The organism is Methylobacterium sp. 77, assembly GCF_000372825.1.
Classification (GTDB): domain Bacteria; phylum Pseudomonadota; class Alphaproteobacteria; order Rhizobiales; family Beijerinckiaceae; genus Methylobacterium.
Window position 1 is genome coordinate 4,525,317 of record NZ_KB910516.1, and the last position, 18,423, is coordinate 4,543,739.

The following is an 18,423-nucleotide window of genomic DNA, read 5'->3' on the forward strand; positions in this document are numbered from 1 at the left end:
GGAGCGATCGATGACGTTGAATCTGTTGACTATCGGTGATGCGATCCGTCTCGATGACGGCGGGAGCAGAACAAACATTCTCGAGATCGTCCCCAATCAGAACGGTCAGTATTCCGTCCTGTTCACGTCCGGTGAGAAGATCACGACGAGTTGGGGATACTATTTCGATACAACGTTCAAGTCCGCCACCTTCGATGCCGCGGGTTCACAAGTTGGACAGACGCGCGATTACGGCGATCCGGTTCTCGATTCCGTGCATCTGGCAAAGAACGGCGTCCTTGTCGGATCCGTCGATCTCATCAACCACGAGTACGACTTTCGCACCGCCACCTGGAAGCAAAGTGGCAAGGTCGATCTCGTCGTGGCCACCGAGGATGGGAGCGAAAGAACCTTCTACACCGCCAAGCTGGCGGCCCTCGACGAGAGCGCCAAGGTTTACGCGCAGTATGAATATGACGTCGCGTATGGAAGCGACGGCACGACCGCGCTCGCCCACCTGGCGAAGGGAAGCAGCGGTGTGTACCGGACCGTCGACATCGTCGACGCCAACCGCAAATTCGTCGCCTCGGCCATCGTCGACCGCGATATGACCGGGGATCAGGCGAACTCGACCAAAGTCGTCGCTCTCTCGGACGGACGCTACCTCGCGACCTGGGTCCAGGCGACGGAGGACGGTTCGGACGTGGTGGCACGCTTGGTGACGAGCGCCGGCAAGCCGGCCGGTTCGACATTCGTCATCGGCCATGTGGACGACATGGCCTTCCCTGGTGCTCCGACCATCAAGTACAGCATCGACTCCCTCGCCAACGGGAGTTTCGCGGTCGAATTCCTTGGCCGAGAGTATCAACCCGGCAATACGACCTCTCTGTCGTCCGGCACGGAGACGATGATCTGGAATCCGGGTCGTGGATCGTCGTTCGTGGCGGGCCTGGAATTCCCCTCCCATGACGATCTGGACAATCCCGATATCGAGGATCGCATCGGTCTCTCGAACGGGCAGATTCTGGAAATCGTCGAGGAACGCACCGAGTTATCCGGCGACCTGTCGATCAAGACGCTGCACGGTTATCTCTACGACGCGAACGGAGCCTATACCGGCGAACACATCCAGTTCTACTCGCAGATGGCCACGAACCATATCTGGAACTCCGGCGTCTCCGCCGAGGCGCTGTCCGATGGTCGTTTCGCCTTGACGAGGACCACGTTACTCCAGAGCGGAACAGATCAAACTTTCCTCGAAGATCTGCAGGTCTACACGTTCTCCGATACCAAATCCGTCGTAATCGCAGGCGCGACATCCGGCAGCGACGTGCTGAAGGGCTCCGTCACCGGCGATGTCGCCGAGACGATCTCCGGCCTCGCCGGCAACGACACGCTCTTCGGATATGGCGGCAGCGACCGGCTCGTCGGCGGTGAAGGTCGCGACACGCTCGACGGCGGAACGGGCGCCGATCGCATGCAGGGAGGTCTCGGCAGCGACACCTACATCGTGGATCACTTCGGTGACGTGATCATCGAGGGACGCGACCAGGGCACCGATCTGGTCCTGTCGTCGGTGAGCATGAGCCTGTCCTCGAATGTCGAGAATTTGAGGCTGACGGGAACGGACGACACCTATGCGCTTGGCAACCGCCAGGCGAACGTCCTCGATGGCAATTCCGGCGATAACTGGCTCGACGGATGCGGCGGAACCGACATCCTGAGGGGGCATGCCGGCGACGATCTCTATTTCGTGCGCGACGCGAAGGACAAGGTGATCGAGGCGCGCGGGGAGGGGAGCGATACGGTCTATGCCCGAAGCGATTACAAGCTGCCCGACGGGCAATCCATCGAGTTCCTGCGGGCCGACACCTATAGCGTCGAACCGGGCAAGGTTCTGCCGGAGCGCATCAGTCTGACCGGGAACGAACTCGACAATACGATCGTCGGAGGGGAAGGCCACAGCATCCTGAACGGTGGTCTCGGCAGGGACACGCTCAGCGATGGAGGTTCGGGCGGCGCGACACAGTTCGTCTTCGACACCACGCTCGGTTCGACCAACGTCGATCACATCACCAGTTATCTCTCTGATGCCGACGAAATCGTCCTCGAAAACGCGATCTTCAAAGGCCTCAAAGCAGGAACGCTGAGCTCTGAGGCTTTCAAAGATCTGTCCTATGACACGATCGATAGCAACGATCGGATCTTATACAATCATAACAGCGGCGCGCTCTATTACGATTCCGATGGAAGTGGTGCGGAAAAGGCTGTTCTGTTTGCCGTTCTGGACAACGCACGGCCGCTCTACAACAGCGACTTTTTGATCACGTGATCGTTGAAGCATCGGTCGGGCCGGCGTCGCATCCTGTGGCGCGGCCCGGTCCGCCATGCTCATCCCTGCATGCCCGACGATCCCCGCACCACGAGGCGGCCGCTCAGGGTGACCTTGCGGACCGGCTGGTCCGGCGATTTTAGGCGGTCGAAGAGGAGCGCCATGGCCTGGGCGCCGATCTCGGCGACGGGCTGCTCGATGACCGTGAGGCCGGGCTCCACGAGGTCGGTCCAGGCATCGTTGTCGAACCCGGCGAGGCCGAGGTCGGTGGGGACGCCGAGTCCCGCATGCCGGGCCGCGCGCACCGCCCCCATCAGCATCAGCCCGTTGGAGAGAACCAGCGCGTCGGGGCGTTGCGCCTCTCCCAGCCATCGGCAGACGCTCGCCTCGGCCGCGGCGGCGTTCGGCGGCACCGAGCGCATCTCCGGTACGAGGCCGGCACGGCGGATCGCCATCTCGTAGCCGGCGAGGCGTTCCTGCGCGGTCGACGAGGTCGAGCCGAACAGGCCGCCGATCCGGCGATAGCCGCGACCGACCAGATGGTCCACGAGCAGGGAGGCGGCGGCGGCGTTGTCGAGGACGACGCTGTCATGGCTGCCCGGCGGCCCGGTGCGGTCGATGAACACGACCGGGACGTTGAGATCGCGGATGGCGAGCGCCTCGGCCGTCATCCGGGTCGGGGCGAAGATCACGCCGGTGACGCGCTCCTCCTCCATCAGGCGCAGGTACATCGCCTCGCGGTCGGGATCCTCGTCGGTGTTGCACAGGATCAGCCGCATGCCGGCCGCATAGGCCGCATCCTCGACGGCGCGGCTCACCGCCGTGAAGAACGGGTTGCGGATATCGGCGACGATCAATCCGATCGTCTGTGTCGATTGCGACCGTAGACGGCGCGCCGACAGGTTCGGCCGATAGCCGGTCAGGCGCACGGCCTCCTCGACCTGGCGCTTGAGCGCATCGCTGACCGGTCCCCGGCCGAGCGCGCGGGACACCGTCGCCGTCGAGACGCCCGCCGCGCGGGCCACGTCGCGAATGCCGATCGTCATGGGAACGACCTCACGGCCAAGGAAACGTTTTCAGCATCATGCCGCCGTTCTGTCACCCGTTTGTGTGACCGGCAAGCGGATTTTATGAACTATCGTACCGGAATTTGTTGACAGCGATTGTGAAAACGTTTTCATTATAGTCAACGAAAACAGGGAGGGCACGCCATGCTCGCACCGACGCCGGTCCTGACACCCCGATTGCTGATCCGCCTCGGCGCCAAGCCCGCGACCAAGGAGGAGGCGATCCGAGAGGCCTCGCAACTTCTGGTCGCCGGAGGCTGCATCGATGCCGCCTATGGCGCGAGCATGCTCCGCCGCGAGACGGTCGCCAACACCTATCTCGGCCACGGCGTCGTCATCCCTCACGGCATGGTCGACGACCGCCACTTGGTCCGCGAGAGCGGCTTGGCGATCCTGCAGGTGCCGGACGGCGTGGAATGGCACGACGGCCAGATCGCCTATCTCGTCGTCGCCATCGCGGCCCAATCGGACACCCACATCACCATCCTGCGCCGGCTCACGCGGCTGATCCAGGACGAGGCGCGCCTCGCGACCCTGCGCAGCACCGACGCCAAGGAGGACATCGCCGCCGCCCTGTCCGAGGACGCGCCGGTCTCGGGCGCGGCCGGACCGGCCGTCGACCTGCGCCAGCGCTTCGACTGGACCGTGGATTACCCGACCGGCCTCCATGCCCGGCCGGCCTCGCACTGGGTCGAGGTCGCGCGGCTCTGCCCGGCCCGCATCCAGGTCCGGCACGGATCGGAAGTCGCCGATGCCAAGAACCTCATCGCGCTGCTGCAGCTCGGCCTCCGCTGCGGCGACGAGGTGACGATCTCGGCCGAGGGTGACGACGAGGCCGGCGCACTCGCCAAGGTCTGCGCCGCGGTGACCTCGCTCAGCGCCGCCGAGAAGGCATCCGCCAAGGCCGCCGAGGACGCCGCCGCCAAGGCCGCCGGCCCGGTCGTCGGCTGGAACCCCTCCGACGCGCCGCGGACGATCCCCGGAATCAGCGCCAGCCCCGGCATCAGCATCGGCCCGATCCACGTGCTCGCCACCGCCGAGATCGTGGTGCCGGATCAGCCGGAGCCACTCACCTCCGGCGGCGACCGCCTGCACGCGGCCCTCGCCACCACCGGCGGGCAGTTGAGGGCTCTCGCCGACGATACCGAGCGGCGTCTCGGCAAGGCCGATGCCGGCATCTTCCGGGCCCAAGGCGAACTCATCGCCGATACGGACCTGATCACGCTCGCCTGCCAGCTCATGGTCGAGGGCCACGGCGTCGCCTATGCCTGGAATGCGGCGGTGGAGCGGATGGCCGGGCGGCTCTCCGCGCTCGGCAACCCGGTGCTGGCCGCCCGCGCAGCCGATCTGCGCGATGTCGGCCGGAGGGTGCTGGCGCAGATCGACCCCTCCCTGAAGAGCGGCCACGACCTGCCGGACGTGCCCTGCATCCTCATCGCCGCCGATCTCGCCCCCTCCGACACCGCCGGCCTCGACCCGTCCCGCGTCATCGGCCTCGCCACGGCGCAGGGCGGCCCGACCTCGCACACCGCAATCCTCGCCCGCACCCTCGGCATCCCCGCCATGGTGGCGGGCGGGCCGGCGCTGATGGCGCTGGTGAACCACGGCTCGGCCATCCTCGACGGCAGCACCGGCCGGCTTTACCTCGATCCGAGCGAGGCCGACCTCGCCTCCGCCCGCGATTGGCGCGACCGCCAGCGCGCCATCGCCGAGGAGGAGGCGCGGGAGCGCGCGCTCCCCGCCCGGACCCGCGACGGGCATTCCATCGCCATCGGCGGCAACGTCAACAACCCGGAACAGGTGCCCCTCGCCCTCGACCAGGGCGCGGAAGGCGTCGGCCTGATGCGCACCGAGTTCCTGTTCTTGGAGCGCGGCGACACGCCCTCCGAGGACGATCAATACGCCACCTACCGCGCCATGCTGCGCGCCCTGGAGGGCCGGCCGCTGATCGTGCGGGCGCTGGATATCGGCGGCGACAAGCAGGTGGCGCATCTCCACCTGCCGAGGGAGGAGAACCCCTTCCTCGGCGTGCGCGGCGCCCGTCTCCTGCTGCGCCGGCCGGACCTGATGGAGCCGCAGCTGCGCGCGCTCTACCGCGCGGCCAGGGACGGCATCGCGGCCGACGCGCCCAAGGGCAAGGACGCCCCGCTCTCGATCATGTTCCCGATGATCACCTCGATCCCGGAAGTCGTGACCCTGCGCGGACATTGCGATCGCATCCGGGCCGAGATCGGCGCGCCCGAGGTGCCGATCGGCATCATGATCGAGGTGCCCGCCGCCGCGATCCAGGCCGATGCCCTGGCGAAATATTGCGACTTCTTCTCCATCGGCACCAACGACCTGACGCAATACGCCCTCGCCATCGACCGCCAGAACACCGAGCTCGCCCCCGAGGCCGACAGCCTGCACCCGGCTGTGCTGCGCCTGATCCACATGACCTGCCAGGGCGCGGCCCGGCACAATCGCTGGGTCGGGGTCTGCGGCGGCATCGCCGGCGATCCGTTCGGGGCGAGCCTGCTCGCCGGCCTCGGCGTCCACGAATTGTCGATGACACCCCGCGACGTCCCCGCCGTGAAGGCGCGGCTCAGGACGTCCGAGATCGGGGAGCTGCGCGCGCTCGCCGCCCGTGCCTGCGACCAGGAAGATGCCGCCGCCGTGCGCGCCCTCGAAGGAGCCGAGGCATGAGCCGTTCCGCCCCCAAATCCGCAGCCATGACCTCCATCGTCACCGTCACCCTCAACCCCGCCATCGACCAGACCGTCACCCTCGACGCGCTGAGGCCGGGCCATGTCCATCGGGCGCGCAGCGTGCGCTCGGATGCGGGCGGCAAGGGCGTCAACGTCGCCTCCTGCCTCGCCGATTGGGGCTTGAAGGTCTCGGTCACCGGCATCCTCGGCTCCGACAATGCCGTGCCGTTCGAGGCCCTGTTCGCCCGCAAGGGCGTCGACGACCGCTTCGCCTGGATACCGGGCGAGACCCGCACCAACCTGAAGCTCTTCGACGCCGCCACCAAGGACACGACGGACATCAACCTTCCGGGCCTCGCGGCGACGCCGGGGGCGCTCGCCACGGTGCAGGCGGTCCTGCGCCAGGTCGGAACCGAGGGCAGCCTCGTCGTCCTCGCCGGAAGCCTGCCGGGCGTGCTCGGCGTCGACACCTACGCGACGATGACGCGATCGCTGAAGGCGCTCGGCATCCGCGTCGTGCTCGACGTGTCCGGGCCGCCGCTGAGCGCGGCGCTCGCCTCGGATGTGCTGCCGGACGTCATCAAGCCGAACCGGCAGGAACTGGCGGATTGGGCCGGACGCCCCCTCGACACGCTGGCGGATGTCGTCGCCACGGCGCGCGGCCTGATCCTGCGCGGCATTCCCCTCGTGGTCGTCTCGATGGGCGCGGACGGCGCGCTGTTCGTGACCCGCGACGAGGCGCTCCTCGCCCATCCGCCGCCGACGCAGGTGACGAGCACCGTGGGAGCCGGCGACGCGCTGGTGGCGGGGCTCGTGGCCGGATTGCATGCGGGCCTGCCGCTGGCCGAGACCGCCCGGCTCGCCCTCGCCTTCGCCGCCGGCAAGCTCACCCAGCCCGGCCCGAACCTGCCGAGCCGGGGGACCATCCTCGCCATCGTCGAGACGGTGCGGGTCGAGGAGCTCGACGCCGTACCGGACATCCTGCCCTCGACCTCGTCCTGAGTTGCTGCAAGGCGGCCTCGACGGAGGGGTTCGGGGATCGCCCAGCGAAGCCGAGCCCTCCCTCGAAGCCTCCGCTTCGCTCCGTCGCTTCGGGATGAGGCGACGGGCATGGAATGAAATGGCCGAGCGCGGCCGGGAAACAGGCGGACGAAAACATGGCTCAATTGTTGGCCGTCGTCGGTGGCGGTGATCTCGGCACCCATGCGGTGCTGGCCGGGGAGGCCCTGCGCAAGGCCGCCGCCCGCCTCGGCCAGGCCCTCGACCTCGAGCTCCGGGGCAAGGGCGTGAGCGGCAACCAGCTCGCGGAAGCCTCGATCGCCAGGGGAGATTCCGTCCTGCTGATCGGGGAGGGCGACCTCGGCGAGGATCGCTTCGGCACGATGCGTCGCGCCAAGATCGCCATCGAGGACGTGCTGACCGACGCCCCTTCGGTGCTCGACCGGTTCCTGGCGGGCGGCGATGCCGGGGAGGCCGCCAAGCCGGAGAGCGGCATAGCGCGGATCGTCGCGATCACCTCCTGCCCGACCGGCATCGCCCATACCTTCATGGCCGCCGAGGGCATCCAGGCCGCGGCCCAGGCGCTCGGCCATGAGGTGAGGGTGGAGACGCAAGGCTCGGTCGGCGCCCGCGACGCGCTTACCGCCGCCGAGATCGCCGCCGCCGATATCGTCCTCATCGCCGCCGATACCGGGGTCGACCGGTCGCGCTTCGACGGCAAGCGGCTCTACGCCACCAACACCAAGGCGGCGATCCGCGACGGCAAGGGCCTGATCGCCACCGCTCTCGCCGAGGCGCAGGTCCAGGCCGCGACCGGCGCCGCCGCGACCACCGAGGGACCCGCCCGCCCGGCGGCCGCCGAGAACAAGGCCGGCGCCTACAAGCACCTGATGACCGGCGTCTCGTTCATGCTGCCCTTCGTGGTGGCCGGTGGCCTCCTCATCGCGCTCGCCTTCGCCTTCGGCGGAATCGACGCGATGAAGCCGGAGCATGCCGGCACGCTCGGCTTCGCGCTCGGCGAGATCGGCTCGAAGGCGGCCTTCGCCCTCATCGTCCCGGCGCTTGCCGGCTACATCGCCTATTCCATCGCCGACCGGCCCGGCATCGCGCCGGGCATGATCGGCGGCATGCTGGCGGCCAACCTCCAGGCGGGGTTCCTCGGCGGCATCGCGGCGGGCTTCATCGCCGGATACACGACCCGCTTCCTCAACCGGCATATCCGGCTGCACAAGAATCTCGAGGGCCTGAAACCCGTCCTGATCCTGCCGCTGCTCGCCACCACGATCACCGGCCTGATGATGATCTACGTGGTCGGCGTGCCCGTCGCCGCGATCCTCGCCGGGCTCACCGACTGGCTGAAGGGGATGCAGGGCGCCAGTGCATTGGTGCTCGGCCTCGTCCTCGGCGGCATGATGGCGGTGGATATGGGCGGCCCGATCAACAAGGCCGCCTACGCCTCGGCCGCCGCTCTGCTCTCCTCCGGCGTCGACGCGCCGATGGCGGCGGTGATGCTCGGCGGCATGACGCCCCCCCTCGGGATCGCGCTCGCCACCCGCCTGTTCCCGAACCGCTTCTCGAAGCCCGAGCGCGAGGCCGGCGGGGCCGCGGCGGTGCTCGGCGCCGCCTTCATCACCGAGGGGGCGATTCCCTTCGCGGCGGCCGACCCGCTGCGGGTGATCCCGTCCATGGTCGCGGGCTCGGCGGTCGCCGGCGCCATCGCGCTCACCTCGGGCGTGACCCTGAAGGTGCCGCATGGCGGCCTGTTCGTGCTGCCGATCCCCAACGCCGTCACCAACCTGCCCGGCGCCGTGATCGCGCTGGTGGCCGGGACATGTATCACCGGGCTGATGGTCGGGCTGCTGAAGAAGCGCGCCGGCTGACGGGACAGTGCAAATTCACAGGACGGGAGTCGCACGACCAGACCGGCGCGAGATCGGTGACGACGGCGCGGCACGACACGGGACGAAAGGGGGGACCATACCATGAGAGCAGCATCGACCATGCTCGCCGCGCTGGCATTGTGCGGGATGACGGAGACCGCAGCGCTCGCGCAGACTGCTCCTGCCGAGCCGGGCCTCGCCCGTCCGCGTGCGGCACCCCGCGCGACCGCGCGCCAGCAGGACGGGCAGGGCTTTGCCGGCGCCGACACCGCGGCTGGCGCCGCCGATACCCTCGGCCAGACCGCGACGCCTCCGACGATCTCGGCCGGGACGTTCGACCTCGGCAACGGTCTCAGCTTCCTCATGAACTATACCGGCCAGGCCGCCGCGAACCCGATCGGCGGCATGCGCCAGGGCTCGGCCTATGCCGGCCAGCTCTTCTTCGGCATCGACGGCGATCTCGACCGCCTCGCCGGGATCCAGGGCGGCTCGTTTCACATCGCGGTCACCAACCGCCACGGCCGCAACCTCGCGGACGACGTCATCGGCAACAACACCTCGGTGCAGGAAATCTTCGGCGGTGGCCAGACCACTCGGCTGACCCTGCTCAGCTACCAGCAGAAGCTGTTCGACAACCGCGTCGACATCGAGTTCGGGCGGCTCGTCGCCAACATCGCCTTCCTCAACTCGCCGATCTACTGCAATTTCCAGTCGAACTCCGCCTGCGGCAACCCGACCTTCGTCTTCAAGACCTCGAACTTCACCTTCTGGCCGGTGGCGAGTTGGGGGGCGCACGCCAAGGCCTGGCTCACCGACAAGGTGTTCCTGCATGGCGGGATATACGAGGTGAACCCGCTGCACCAGCAGCCCGGCGACAATGGCCTCGATTTCTCCACCAAGGGCGCCACCGGCGCGATCCTGCCGTTCGAACTCGGCTATTCCACCACTTTCGCCAACGACCTGCTGCCGCGCAATTACGGCATCGGCGGCTGGTACGACGCGTCCGACTATGCCGATCCGATGCGCGACGTGACCGGCCGCCCGGCGGTGCTCACCGGCCTGCCTCTCGGCACGCGGTTCGGGCGCTCGGGAGTGTATGCCAGGTTCGACCAGATGATCTGGCGGCCCGATCCCACCGCGCCCCAGGGCCTGACCCTGTTCGGCGTCGCCATGGCCGGCACGTCGGGGCGCCTCAACGAGGATTACTTCCTCGAGATCGGCGCGCTCCAGACCGGTACCTTCGCCGGCCGGCCGTTCGATACGGTGGGCTTCGTCGTCAACACCCAGAAGTTCAGCGACCTCGCCCTGCAGAACATCTATCTCGCCCAGGCCTCCCTCGGCATCGACCGCAAGATCCCGACCCAGCAGGTGATGATGGAGCTGAATTACGGCATCCAGGTCACGCCCGCCATTCGCCTGACGCCGAACCTGCAATACATCGTCAATCCGGACCAGACCCGGTTCCCCTATTACCGCAAGAACATCCCCGACGCCTTCGTCGTCGGTGCCAAGCTCTCGGTGGACCTGTTCACCCTGGCCGGGTTGGCCAAGGGCCCCGGATCGAACTGACCCGGCATTGCGAGGCGGTCGGGGCCGGGAATGCGGAGACGGTCCGGTTTGGCGGCGCCGCCGGATCGACCGTACCGGTACGTTTACATCACTCTAACCGGTCGATGGTATTCCCATGCCGGGTTGAGTCGATTCAACGCGACGTGCCGGAGCTTCCTGACGTGACGCCCTCGTCCATCGAGGTCGGATTGAGCCGACCCTGGCATCGCCTTCGCCTGCCGCAGGAGCTCGAAGCCAAGTACCATGCGGAAGACGCGCCTCCGCGCGGTCTCTACATGCAATCCTGGCTGCTGATCTTCATCCTCTTCAACGTCATCTCCCTGAAGATCGATCTCGACCTGTTCGGCCGTGAGGCGATCGCCGTCCCCGCCGGCCTGACCGTCGGCCTGTTCATCCCCCTGGCGCTGGTCTGGATCGTGGCGCTGAACGGGCATCCTTCCGCCCGGCGACAGGGCGCGGCCGCGATGATGACGGCGATCGTGGACATGGCGATCGTCCTGAACAGCGCCCGGATCGTGCCGCAGGAGCATGCCGACACCTATCTCATCCTCGCCGCCATCGTTCCCCTGGTCGTGGGGATGATCGCGCCGCTGTCGTTTCGGAGCGGGATGTGGTTCTGTGGAATCGCCTTCCTGCTCTACGTCGCCTTCGTCTTCGCCTCGGGGCTCGGGCCGGAGGGCCATACCGGCGTGCCGCTCCTGGTGGCGAGCCTCATCCTCGTGCCGATCAAGCTCACCTATTCCCGCGAATGGGACCGCAAGAAGAGCTTCCTGCTCGGATTGCGCGAGAAGGCGCAGGCGGAGGAACTGGCGCAGGCCTGCGCCCGCCTCACCATCCTGTCGGAGACCGACCCGCTCACCGGCGTCGCCAACCGCCGCCTCTTCACCGAGCGGATGGACGAGGCCTGGGCGCTGGCCGCCTCACGGCACGAATGGTTCTGCGTGCTCCTCGTCGATATCGACCATTTCAAGCGTCTCAACGACGCCGCCGGCCATGCCGAGGGAGATCGCTGCCTCGTGAGCGTCGCCGCCGCCCTGGAAAGGGATCTCACCCGCTGGGGCGGCATGGTCTGTCGCCATGGCGGCGAGGAATTCGCGGCCTTCGTCCCGCTGGCCGGAGCCGGGACGAGCCGCGACGTGGGTGAAAGCCTGCGCCTGGCGGTGAAAACCCTCGCGATCGCGCATCCGGGCCTGCCGGAGGGCCATGTCGTCACCGTGAGCGTCGGCGTGACCGCGGCCCACGGCGCGACGCGCCATGTCGGCCTGACCGCGTCGCATCTGCTGCGCGCCGCCGACGACGCCCTCTACGCCGCCAAGAAAGCCGGCCGCGATCGCGTGGAGTTCCAGACCGTCCTGCCGCCGGCAAGCACGATCGCGATGACAGAGCACGCGGCCTGACGGTGCGGCCCCGGCACGGCTCCCCGATACATCCGACAGTCCCGACGATAGATCGGCCGATATGGGGAGCTCACGACGAACACGAATCGCCGTCGCCACCGCCGCCGTCGGAGGCACAGCCGCCACTACCGGAACCATCGGAGACACCTGGGAGTGGCCCCGGGTTACCGGATCTGTATCGCAGGCGATCACCAGCCATTGTGCAGCCGATGAGGATGCTCGCAAAAGCGATCATCACCCCTCCGAACACCAGGAAATTGCCGGCCGTGCCGTTGAATGGCTTCTGTGGTGGCCCAAACATTCCGTACAGGCCGCCTGCAGCAATCAGCACACCTGGGATCAAAATCAGGATGCCGACCGTCAGAGCGCCCCAAATCGGAGTCACCGAGAGTTCCTCTTCGTCCATGTAATGACCTCTGTTGAGATGAACTCTAGACCGTCCAAAGATCGCTGGCATCCGCCAGTCTGCTCACGAGGACGTCGAAGCCGCCGTTGGCCGTTCGCCAACCTGGGTGACGCGGCGCGGCGTTCGCGTCTCGACGTTCGGGATCCGCTCGCGCTTCGCCATGAGGCCGACATGGACCGGAACCACGGCTCCACGGCCGAAACGGGCATGACAGGCATCGATCGCCGCCATCCGCGGCCCGCATCGTCCGCCATTCCGCCACCGAGGCGGGAGAGCGCCAGTACCAAAATGCCTCTCGGGTTGCACTCTTCAATCAAATCGTGAGATTAGAGCATTTTCGGTTTAATCTGGTTCGTATCCTGCGGCGGCGAAGAAGTTGGCGCACTCGTCAGGTGTGACGGTGTCGACGAGGCGTCCGATGGCCGACCACAAACCCTCGACGGTTCGCTCGGCCGCTTTGCGCAGCAGCGCCTTCAACTTCGAGAACGCCATTTCGATGGGGTTGAAGTCGGGCGAGTAAGGCGGGAGGAACAAGAGCCGCGCGCCCGCCGCCTCGATGGCCGATCGCACGGCCGGACCTTTGTGGCTGCCGAGGTTGTCCATGACGACGATGTCGCCGGGGATGAGCTCAGGCACCAAGACCTGATCGACGTAAGCCTGGAAGGCGTCACGGTTGATCGGCCCATCGAGCACGAACGGTGCGGCGATCCCGGACAGGCGCAGGGCCGCCACCAGGGTCGTGGTCTTCCAATGGCCGTGCGGGATGGGCGAACGCAGCCGCTCGCCGCGGGGAGACCGTCCGCGCAGGCGGGCCATGTTGGTGGAGGTCCAGGTCTCGTCGAGGAACACGAGGCGCGCGGGGTCGAGATCGAGCTGGCACTCGAACCATGCCTCGCGCGCGGCCTTCACGTCCGGGCGGTCTTGCTCGGTGGCGTGAGCTGTCTTTTTTTGTAGGTGAGATCGCGTGCGTCGAGGAAGCTCCACAGGGTGCCGAGCCCGACCGTGAGATCGTACTCGTCCCGCAGTCGGGCGCGCATCTCTTCCAGGGTGATGTCGCCCTTCTCCTCGATCAGGGCGCGCAGGAACGCCTCATGTGGATCGAGCTTCGAGCGGCGCGCCCGCCCTTGCGGACGAGGGGCCACCGTCCCGGTTGTCGCGAGCGCGGCCATCCAGCGAATCGAGGTCGCGATGCCGACTCCAAAACGCGCGGCCGCTTGCCGGCGGGAGGTCGTTGCAGCGGCTTCCACCACCCGCTCGCGCAGGTCCTGGCTGTAGGGTCGTCCCATCTGTCGCTCCTCCTCCAGAGCGATCAGTGAATCAGCCCGCCGCCTCTCCGTGAACCCCACACGATTGATTCAGCGCAAACCGAAAACGCTCTAGAGAACCCACCATTGGAGGGTTGCACCATCAATTGGTTTTGGTCCGGGCTAGTCGTCGGATCGCTACTTCCGCTCATCGACAAGCCAGAACACGTCGTCTCCGAGTTCTTCAGGGGCGAATTTCTATGCGGGATGAGAGCTTGGTTTAGGGTGGTGCGGCCTATCCTACCCTTGGTGCTCCTGGTGTTCTGGGTTGCATCGTTGATCATTGAGAAATGACTGCGACTTGACGCGCGGATGCTTCGTTCCTGCGACGACCTCAATCAGCGAGGCCCCGCATCTTCACCCGCCGAAGCGAGGACGAGCGGACGCGCAAGCGGGAGGCCGAGGATAGGATCCGGCGCGCTCGCTCCGATGGCGGGTCTGCAGCCATCGGCGCCAGCTACCCTTGGCCGTTCGGCATCCCAGGCGCTGGTGGCCGTACCGCGCACTCCTCCGATTGCGCTTCATCCGACAGCGGGTCATCGACCGGTAAGGGCGGGTCATGCGGCGGCGACGACTGAGCCTTGCCCGATCTGATCACCATCAAGCCACGCCTCGGGACACGCGATGCGCGGACGTCGGTATGATTGAGCCGCATCGCCCGCGAACATGGCGGCACCCTTCACGCTTCGACCCGATGCGCCCTCGCGAAGAGCGCGGCCATCACCGCGAGGCTGGCTGTCAGGCCAGCCGGGAGGATCAAGGCGAAGATACCGATTGCGCCGTAGACCGCGGCTCCACCCACTGCCCCGATCAGCAGCGCCAACCAAACCGCTGCATCACCCACCCAGCCCAGCGGCGGCCCCGTTTTGGTGAAGGCAGCGGCGATCTTCTGACCGAGGCTGAACAGCGCTCCCGTGACGAACGTCGTCCCTGCTCGAAAGCCTTGCACCGAGCCCAGAACGGCGTTCTGCGCGCCCATGGCAAGAGCCAGGAAGAACGACACCAGACCGAGATCGGGCAGTTGAAGCCCAAGGGCGAACGCTCCGAAGACGAGGATGGCTTCGTAGGTCAAGACGATCGTCGTTTTCCAGGGCGCGGGAGTGACGATCGACAAGCCGCTGGCAATCGTGGAGCCGAGCAGGAACGTGGCGATTAAGACCGCCGGCTTGACGACACCCTCCACCGCACCATGGGAGATGGACACGCCCATCTGCGTGGTGTTGCCGCTCATGAACGATGTGTAGAGGCCGGTCAGCTGGATGAACCCTATCGCATCGATGTAGCCCGCGAGCCCCGTGAGCAGCAGGCCGAACGTAAGTTGCGACGGTCGGTTCATGATGCTGGCCTGGGTAGGATCACTGTGTTCCTCGAACCGGACCGTAGGGTTGGATCATTCGGCCGGTCTTCCGGCCAACCGTGGTCGAAACCGCTGCTTCGACCCTAGCTGGTGCAACGGTTCAGCCCAAGTCGAAGTTCTTACCTCCGACCCGCAACTCATGGGGTCGTGGGAGCAAATCATGATTGGACGTTTCGGGTTGAGCCTCATCCTAGCGACCGCCGCGGCGAGTGCCGCGATAGCCGCACCGATGTCCGACGAGGACAAGTCCGCTCTACAGCAGCAATGCGCCGGCGACTTCACGACCTTCTGTGCCGGCTTGCCGCCCGAGGATGGTCCCGAGACGCAGGCCTGCTTCCAAAAGAACATGTCGAAGCTGTCGCCGGGATGTCAGAACGCGATCCAGGCATACAAGAAGAAGGGCTGACGGGCGCATTTGCGCCTACTCAATCCCTCCTCTGGCGGCAGGCATCGGGTGATCACCCGTTGACGACATCCAGAGGGGGGGCACTGAGTTCAGGGCGACCGCACCTAGGCACGTTTCCTGCTCATGCCACCGGACATGCCCTCGCAGCAGCAGCCGCCCTTCCTGGCCTTCATTCCACTATGGCCCATCGCCATCGAGCCCTTGGCGCAGATCGGCGCCTTGCTTTTGCCTCCACCGCAGCAATCCATCGCCAGCGCCGGGGCTGAGCCCATCAACACCGTGGCGGCGGCAATCAGAATGAGCTTCCTCATTGAACTTTTCTCCTCGTTGATCCGTGGCTTACCAGCCGGTGCAGCGCGGGCTGCCGTGGCATATCGCTCAGCCTCGTCGATTGGACTGCGGATCCGTCAGTTCGGACAGCGGACTACCGACGGCGTCCTACATACGAGAAACTAGGTGCTCAGTCCCGAGGTCGGATCGGGACTCGTCGGTCTGCTGTATGTCCGGCTCGGGTGGCTTTGAGCCCGTCTGCTTTCGGTTTCATCGGCCAGAAGGCGTTGGGGGAAGCCTTGTCCTCGTGTCCCTTAGAGAAAGCGGCGAGGATCGAACGGAGCCAGCGGGATCTCAGGCTTGGCGCGGCTGACGAGTTGAGCGACGAGGCGTCCGGTCCTGGCCGATCCTACAAGGCCGACGTGGCCATGTCCGAAGGCGTAGATGACATCGGAGGTCTTCCGCGCAGTCCCGATGCAAGGGCGACCGTCCGGCATGCTCGGACGATGCCCGAGCCATACGCGCAAGCGCTCGGCCGGTATCTGCTGGTCGGCCAGTCTCGGGAACATCGAGATCAGGTGATCGCGCAGGATATCCGCGCGCTTCCAGTTGGGGACGGCCGCCAAGCCTGCGAACTCGACCTGCCCGGCGGCGCGCAGCCCGCCGTTCATGTGGTTGACGATCATCTTGGCGTCGGAGGCCATGATGGGCGTATGCGGGCCGATCTCTGCGTCGGTGATCATGACGTGGTAGCCACGTTCACTCTCGAGGGGAAGCGGGTCGCCGAGCGATGAGGTCAGCGCTTTCGAGCGCGCGCCGGCCGCAACCACCGCGCAGTCGCAGGCGATCTCACCCTGGTCCGTCGTCACCGCAATGAGGCGTCCCTCGTCGTGACAGAACCCCGTCGCGCGGGTCGAGACGTAGGTCGCCCCGCGCTCACGAGCCAGTTCGGACAGAGCGGCAATGTAGCGTCCTGGATCGCGGCAGTGCCCCGCTTCCTCGACCACGAGGCCGAAGGTGTAACGCGGATGCAAGTTCGGTTCTCGCTGCCGTAGTTCGTCGGTTGAAAGTTCGATCCACTCGATGCCGACCTTGCGGCGGATGGCCCAGGACCGAGCTTCACCCTCGAAGGCTGCGCGATCGGGATAGACGTGCATGACGCCGCGGCGCTCGATCAGCCGCGACACGCCGGCCTCGCTGGCAAGGCCTGCATGGAGCTTCGGCGCGTCAATCAATAATGTTCTCATGGCCGCCGCCGTCTGCTCGATCAGGGCCGGGGTCCTGGCCGCCAAGAGGAAGCGGATCAGCCAGGGCAGGACCTTCGGCAGGTAGGCCCACCGGATCGAGAGCGGTCCAAGCGGATCGAGAAGGAAAGAGGGGACCTTCTTCCACATCCCAGGCTCGCCCGGTGGGATGACGGAATGCGAGGAGAGCCAGCCGGCATTGCCGTAGCTGGTGGCTTGCTCACCCCCGGGCTGACCCGGATCGATCACGGTCACGCGGTGCCCCATCCGCAGGCATTCGATCGCGCTCACCGTCCCCACGGCGCCGGAGCCAATGATGACGACGTGCCGACCTGTTCCTGCGGACATCCGCGGAATTCCTCGATACTGGCGAAACAGGTGCTGATTAAGCTCGGCTGGCCATGCTGTAGCACGAACGAGGCTATTGGGCTTGGTCTAGGTCGCCTTCTGTGGCGGGGTTGGGTCGGGGGCGGTACGTCCGCGTCGAGGCGAAAGGCCCAGGTCTGGTTGCCACTCGTCCCAAGCATTTCGATCGCGATCGCCGCTTTGTCCGACTCACCGCGAATGAAACCGGGCTACCCCCAAATATTCTCCGGGCATGCGTCACCGCGGCTCTGGGCGGGGTACCGGTTGCGATGTGGTGAGTCTGCCGACCATGCGCTTGCCGGTCAGTGTTTCCGGTCAGCAGGAGGAGGGCTGAGTATTGGTGCCGCAAGAGGGATTCGAACCCCCGACCCCCTCATTACGAATGAGGTGCTCTACCAGCTGAGCTATTGCGGCGAGATCCGGTGAGTGACGGCTGGTGGCGCGTCGGATCGTTGCGGGTTCATATCCGCAGGTTCGTCCGAAGGCAAGGCGGCATGGGGCGTCCCCTTGATCCGGGGCCGTCCCTATGATGCAGCCGTGCCACGCCTCCGGTCTCACGCTCGCGGGGCGATCCGTGCCGCCTTGACGCGGGATGGCACGGCTTCGAAGGCTCCCTGGCACTGTCAGGAACCGTCATGTCGCTCATCGCCCGCTTGCGTGCCTATGCCGCCGATGCCTTCGGCCTGTCCGCCGGACAGGAGGAGGAAGCCGTCGACGAGCGTCTGGCGGCCATCGCCCTCCTCGTCCATGTGGCGAAGGTCGACGGCGTTCTCGATGGCGCCGAATCCGAGCGATTGTGCCGCCTCGTCGAGGGTCGCTATGCCGGAACCCGCGAGGAGGCAGAGGCGCTGATCGCCCGCGCCGCCAGCGTCGATGCGCAGACCCGCGACATGGCCTTGCTCGTCGTGATGATGGGCCACGAATTCGGCGAGACCGAGCGGGCCCGGCTGCTGTCGATGGCCTGGTCGGTGGCGGATGCCGATGGCACCGTTCATGAATTCGAGGAGGCGCTGGTCTGGCGCCTCGGGCGCCTGCTCCGGTTCGACGATACGGCGATCCGGCTGGCACGGGCGGGTGCCGATGCCGTGACGGCCCCATAGGGCGGACTTCTCCCACGGCACCCGGCTTCGGGGTGCCGCATCATGCTGGAATTAGGGATC

General features: G+C 66.7%; 15 protein-coding genes and 1 tRNA gene. 8 read left to right on the forward strand and 8 right to left on the reverse strand.

Annotation, left to right across the window (positions count from 1 at the left end):
- Window positions 1-10 precede the first annotated feature (10 nt).
- Entirely contained in the window at window positions 11-2,311 is a 2,301-nt protein-coding gene (locus tag A3OK_RS23395) for a calcium-binding protein (protein WP_019906950.1), read from the forward strand.
- Window positions 2,312-2,370: 59 nt separating this feature from the next.
- On the opposite strand, the gene A3OK_RS0121450 is transcribed toward A3OK_RS23395, so the two are convergent.
- Window positions 2,371-3,357 (reverse strand): LacI family DNA-binding transcriptional regulator, encoded by a 987-nt coding sequence (locus A3OK_RS0121450; protein ID WP_019906951.1) that lies wholly within the window; start codon window positions 3,355-3,357, stop codon window positions 2,371-2,373.
- A gap of 165 nt (window positions 3,358-3,522) precedes the next feature.
- On the opposite strand from A3OK_RS0121450, the gene ptsP reads away from it, so the two are divergent.
- The 5 genes from ptsP to A3OK_RS0121475 all read left to right on the forward strand — a co-directional run bounded on the left by ptsP (window position 3,523) and on the right by A3OK_RS0121475 (window position 11,910).
- A complete protein-coding gene (gene ptsP / locus A3OK_RS0121455; protein ID WP_019906952.1) occupies window positions 3,523-6,063 on the forward strand; it encodes a phosphoenolpyruvate--protein phosphotransferase in 2,541 nt (846 codons plus the stop codon).
- Window positions 6,060-7,067, forward strand: coding sequence for a 1-phosphofructokinase (pfkB, locus tag A3OK_RS0121460; protein WP_019906953.1), 1,008 nt, complete (start codon window positions 6,060-6,062; stop codon window positions 7,065-7,067). The genes ptsP and pfkB overlap by 4 nt, the downstream gene beginning before the upstream one ends.
- 155 nt (window positions 7,068-7,222) lie before the next feature.
- On the forward strand, window positions 7,223-8,944 hold the full coding sequence (locus tag A3OK_RS0121465; protein WP_026597519.1) for a fructose-specific PTS transporter subunit EIIC: 1,722 nt from the start codon (window positions 7,223-7,225) through the stop codon (window positions 8,942-8,944).
- A gap of 102 nt (window positions 8,945-9,046) precedes the next feature.
- Window positions 9,047-10,513, forward strand: coding sequence for a carbohydrate porin (locus A3OK_RS0121470; RefSeq protein WP_026597520.1), 1,467 nt, complete (start codon window positions 9,047-9,049; stop codon window positions 10,511-10,513).
- 161 nt (window positions 10,514-10,674) lie between these two features.
- The gene (locus A3OK_RS0121475) at window positions 10,675-11,910 is read left to right on the forward strand and encodes a GGDEF domain-containing protein (protein WP_019906956.1); all 1,236 of its coding nucleotides are present in this window, start codon (window positions 10,675-10,677) and stop codon (window positions 11,908-11,910) included.
- 70 nt (window positions 11,911-11,980) lie between these two features.
- Here A3OK_RS0121475 and A3OK_RS24220 read toward each other — a convergent pair whose 3' ends face one another.
- The 4 genes from A3OK_RS24220 to A3OK_RS0121500 form a co-directional block, all read right to left on the reverse strand.
- Entirely contained in the window at window positions 11,981-12,316 is a 336-nt protein-coding gene (locus tag A3OK_RS24220; RefSeq protein WP_155912085.1) for a hypothetical protein, read from the reverse strand.
- A 63-nt stretch (window positions 12,317-12,379) separates the two neighbouring features.
- The gene (locus A3OK_RS24425) at window positions 12,380-12,547 is read right to left on the reverse strand and encodes a hypothetical protein (protein WP_019906957.1); all 168 of its coding nucleotides are present in this window, start codon (window positions 12,545-12,547) and stop codon (window positions 12,380-12,382) included.
- A gap of 111 nt (window positions 12,548-12,658) precedes the next feature.
- Window positions 12,659-13,602, reverse strand: a protein-coding gene (locus A3OK_RS23785; RefSeq protein WP_155912050.1) for an IS630 family transposase whose coding sequence is annotated in 2 segments (ribosomal slippage) — window positions 12,659-13,266 and window positions 13,266-13,602 — 945 coding nt in all. Because the reading frame shifts where the segments join, the coding sequence is not laid out codon by codon here.
- Window positions 13,603-14,299: 697 nt separating this feature from the next.
- Complete coding sequence (locus A3OK_RS0121500; protein ID WP_019906959.1) at window positions 14,300-14,956, reverse strand: YoaK family protein; 657 nt, start codon at window positions 14,954-14,956, stop codon at window positions 14,300-14,302.
- Between the two features lie 181 nt (window positions 14,957-15,137).
- Between A3OK_RS0121500 and A3OK_RS0121505 the strand changes: the two genes are divergently transcribed.
- On the forward strand, window positions 15,138-15,383 hold the full coding sequence (locus A3OK_RS0121505) for a hypothetical protein (protein WP_026597521.1): 246 nt from the start codon (window positions 15,138-15,140) through the stop codon (window positions 15,381-15,383).
- A 104-nt stretch (window positions 15,384-15,487) separates the two neighbouring features.
- On the opposite strand, the gene A3OK_RS0121510 is transcribed toward A3OK_RS0121505, so the two are convergent.
- From A3OK_RS0121510 to A3OK_RS0121520, 3 genes are all read right to left on the reverse strand, one after another.
- A complete protein-coding gene (locus tag A3OK_RS0121510; RefSeq protein ID WP_019906961.1) occupies window positions 15,488-15,694 on the reverse strand; it encodes a hypothetical protein in 207 nt (68 codons plus the stop codon).
- A gap of 273 nt (window positions 15,695-15,967) precedes the next feature.
- Window positions 15,968-17,245 carry an FAD-dependent oxidoreductase gene (locus tag A3OK_RS0121515; protein WP_019906962.1) on the reverse strand — a complete coding sequence of 426 codons (1,278 nt, stop codon included), beginning with the start codon at window positions 17,243-17,245 and terminating at the stop codon, window positions 15,968-15,970.
- A gap of 356 nt (window positions 17,246-17,601) precedes the next feature.
- Window positions 17,602-17,677: transfer RNA gene (locus A3OK_RS0121520), tRNA-Thr, on the reverse strand.
- 221 nt (window positions 17,678-17,898) lie between these two features.
- On the opposite strand from A3OK_RS0121520, the gene A3OK_RS0121525 reads away from it, so the two are divergent.
- On the forward strand, window positions 17,899-18,363 hold the full coding sequence (locus A3OK_RS0121525; protein WP_019906963.1) for a TerB family tellurite resistance protein: 465 nt from the start codon (window positions 17,899-17,901) through the stop codon (window positions 18,361-18,363).
- Window positions 18,364-18,423: the final 60 nt, after the last annotated feature.

Coding starts and splice junctions, on each gene's coding strand:
- A3OK_RS23395 (WP_019906950.1), top strand. CDS start 11: ATGACGTTGAATCTGTTGACTATCGGTGATGCGATCCGTCTCGATGAC.
- A3OK_RS0121450 (WP_019906951.1), bottom strand. CDS start 3,357: ATGACGATCGGCATTCGCGACGTGGCCCGCGCGGCGGGCGTCTCGACG.
- ptsP (WP_019906952.1), top strand. CDS start 3,523: ATGCTCGCACCGACGCCGGTCCTGACACCCCGATTGCTGATCCGCCTC.
- pfkB (WP_019906953.1), top strand. CDS start 6,060: ATGAGCCGTTCCGCCCCCAAATCCGCAGCCATGACCTCCATCGTCACC.
- A3OK_RS0121465 (WP_026597519.1), top strand. CDS start 7,223: ATGGCTCAATTGTTGGCCGTCGTCGGTGGCGGTGATCTCGGCACCCAT.
- A3OK_RS0121470 (WP_026597520.1), top strand. CDS start 9,047: ATGAGAGCAGCATCGACCATGCTCGCCGCGCTGGCATTGTGCGGGATG.
- A3OK_RS24220 (WP_155912085.1), bottom strand. CDS start 12,316: ATGGACGAAGAGGAACTCTCGGTGACTCCGATTTGGGGCGCTCTGACG.
- A3OK_RS24425 (WP_019906957.1), bottom strand. CDS start 12,547: ATGGCGGCGATCGATGCCTGTCATGCCCGTTTCGGCCGTGGAGCCGTG.
- A3OK_RS0121500 (WP_019906959.1), bottom strand. CDS start 14,956: ATGAACCGACCGTCGCAACTTACGTTCGGCCTGCTGCTCACGGGGCTC.
- A3OK_RS0121505 (WP_026597521.1), top strand. CDS start 15,138: ATGATTGGACGTTTCGGGTTGAGCCTCATCCTAGCGACCGCCGCGGCG.
- A3OK_RS0121510 (WP_019906961.1), bottom strand. CDS start 15,694: ATGAGGAAGCTCATTCTGATTGCCGCCGCCACGGTGTTGATGGGCTCA.
- A3OK_RS0121515 (WP_019906962.1), bottom strand. CDS start 17,245: ATGTCCGCAGGAACAGGTCGGCACGTCGTCATCATTGGCTCCGGCGCC.
- A3OK_RS0121525 (WP_019906963.1), top strand. CDS start 17,899: ATGTCGCTCATCGCCCGCTTGCGTGCCTATGCCGCCGATGCCTTCGGC.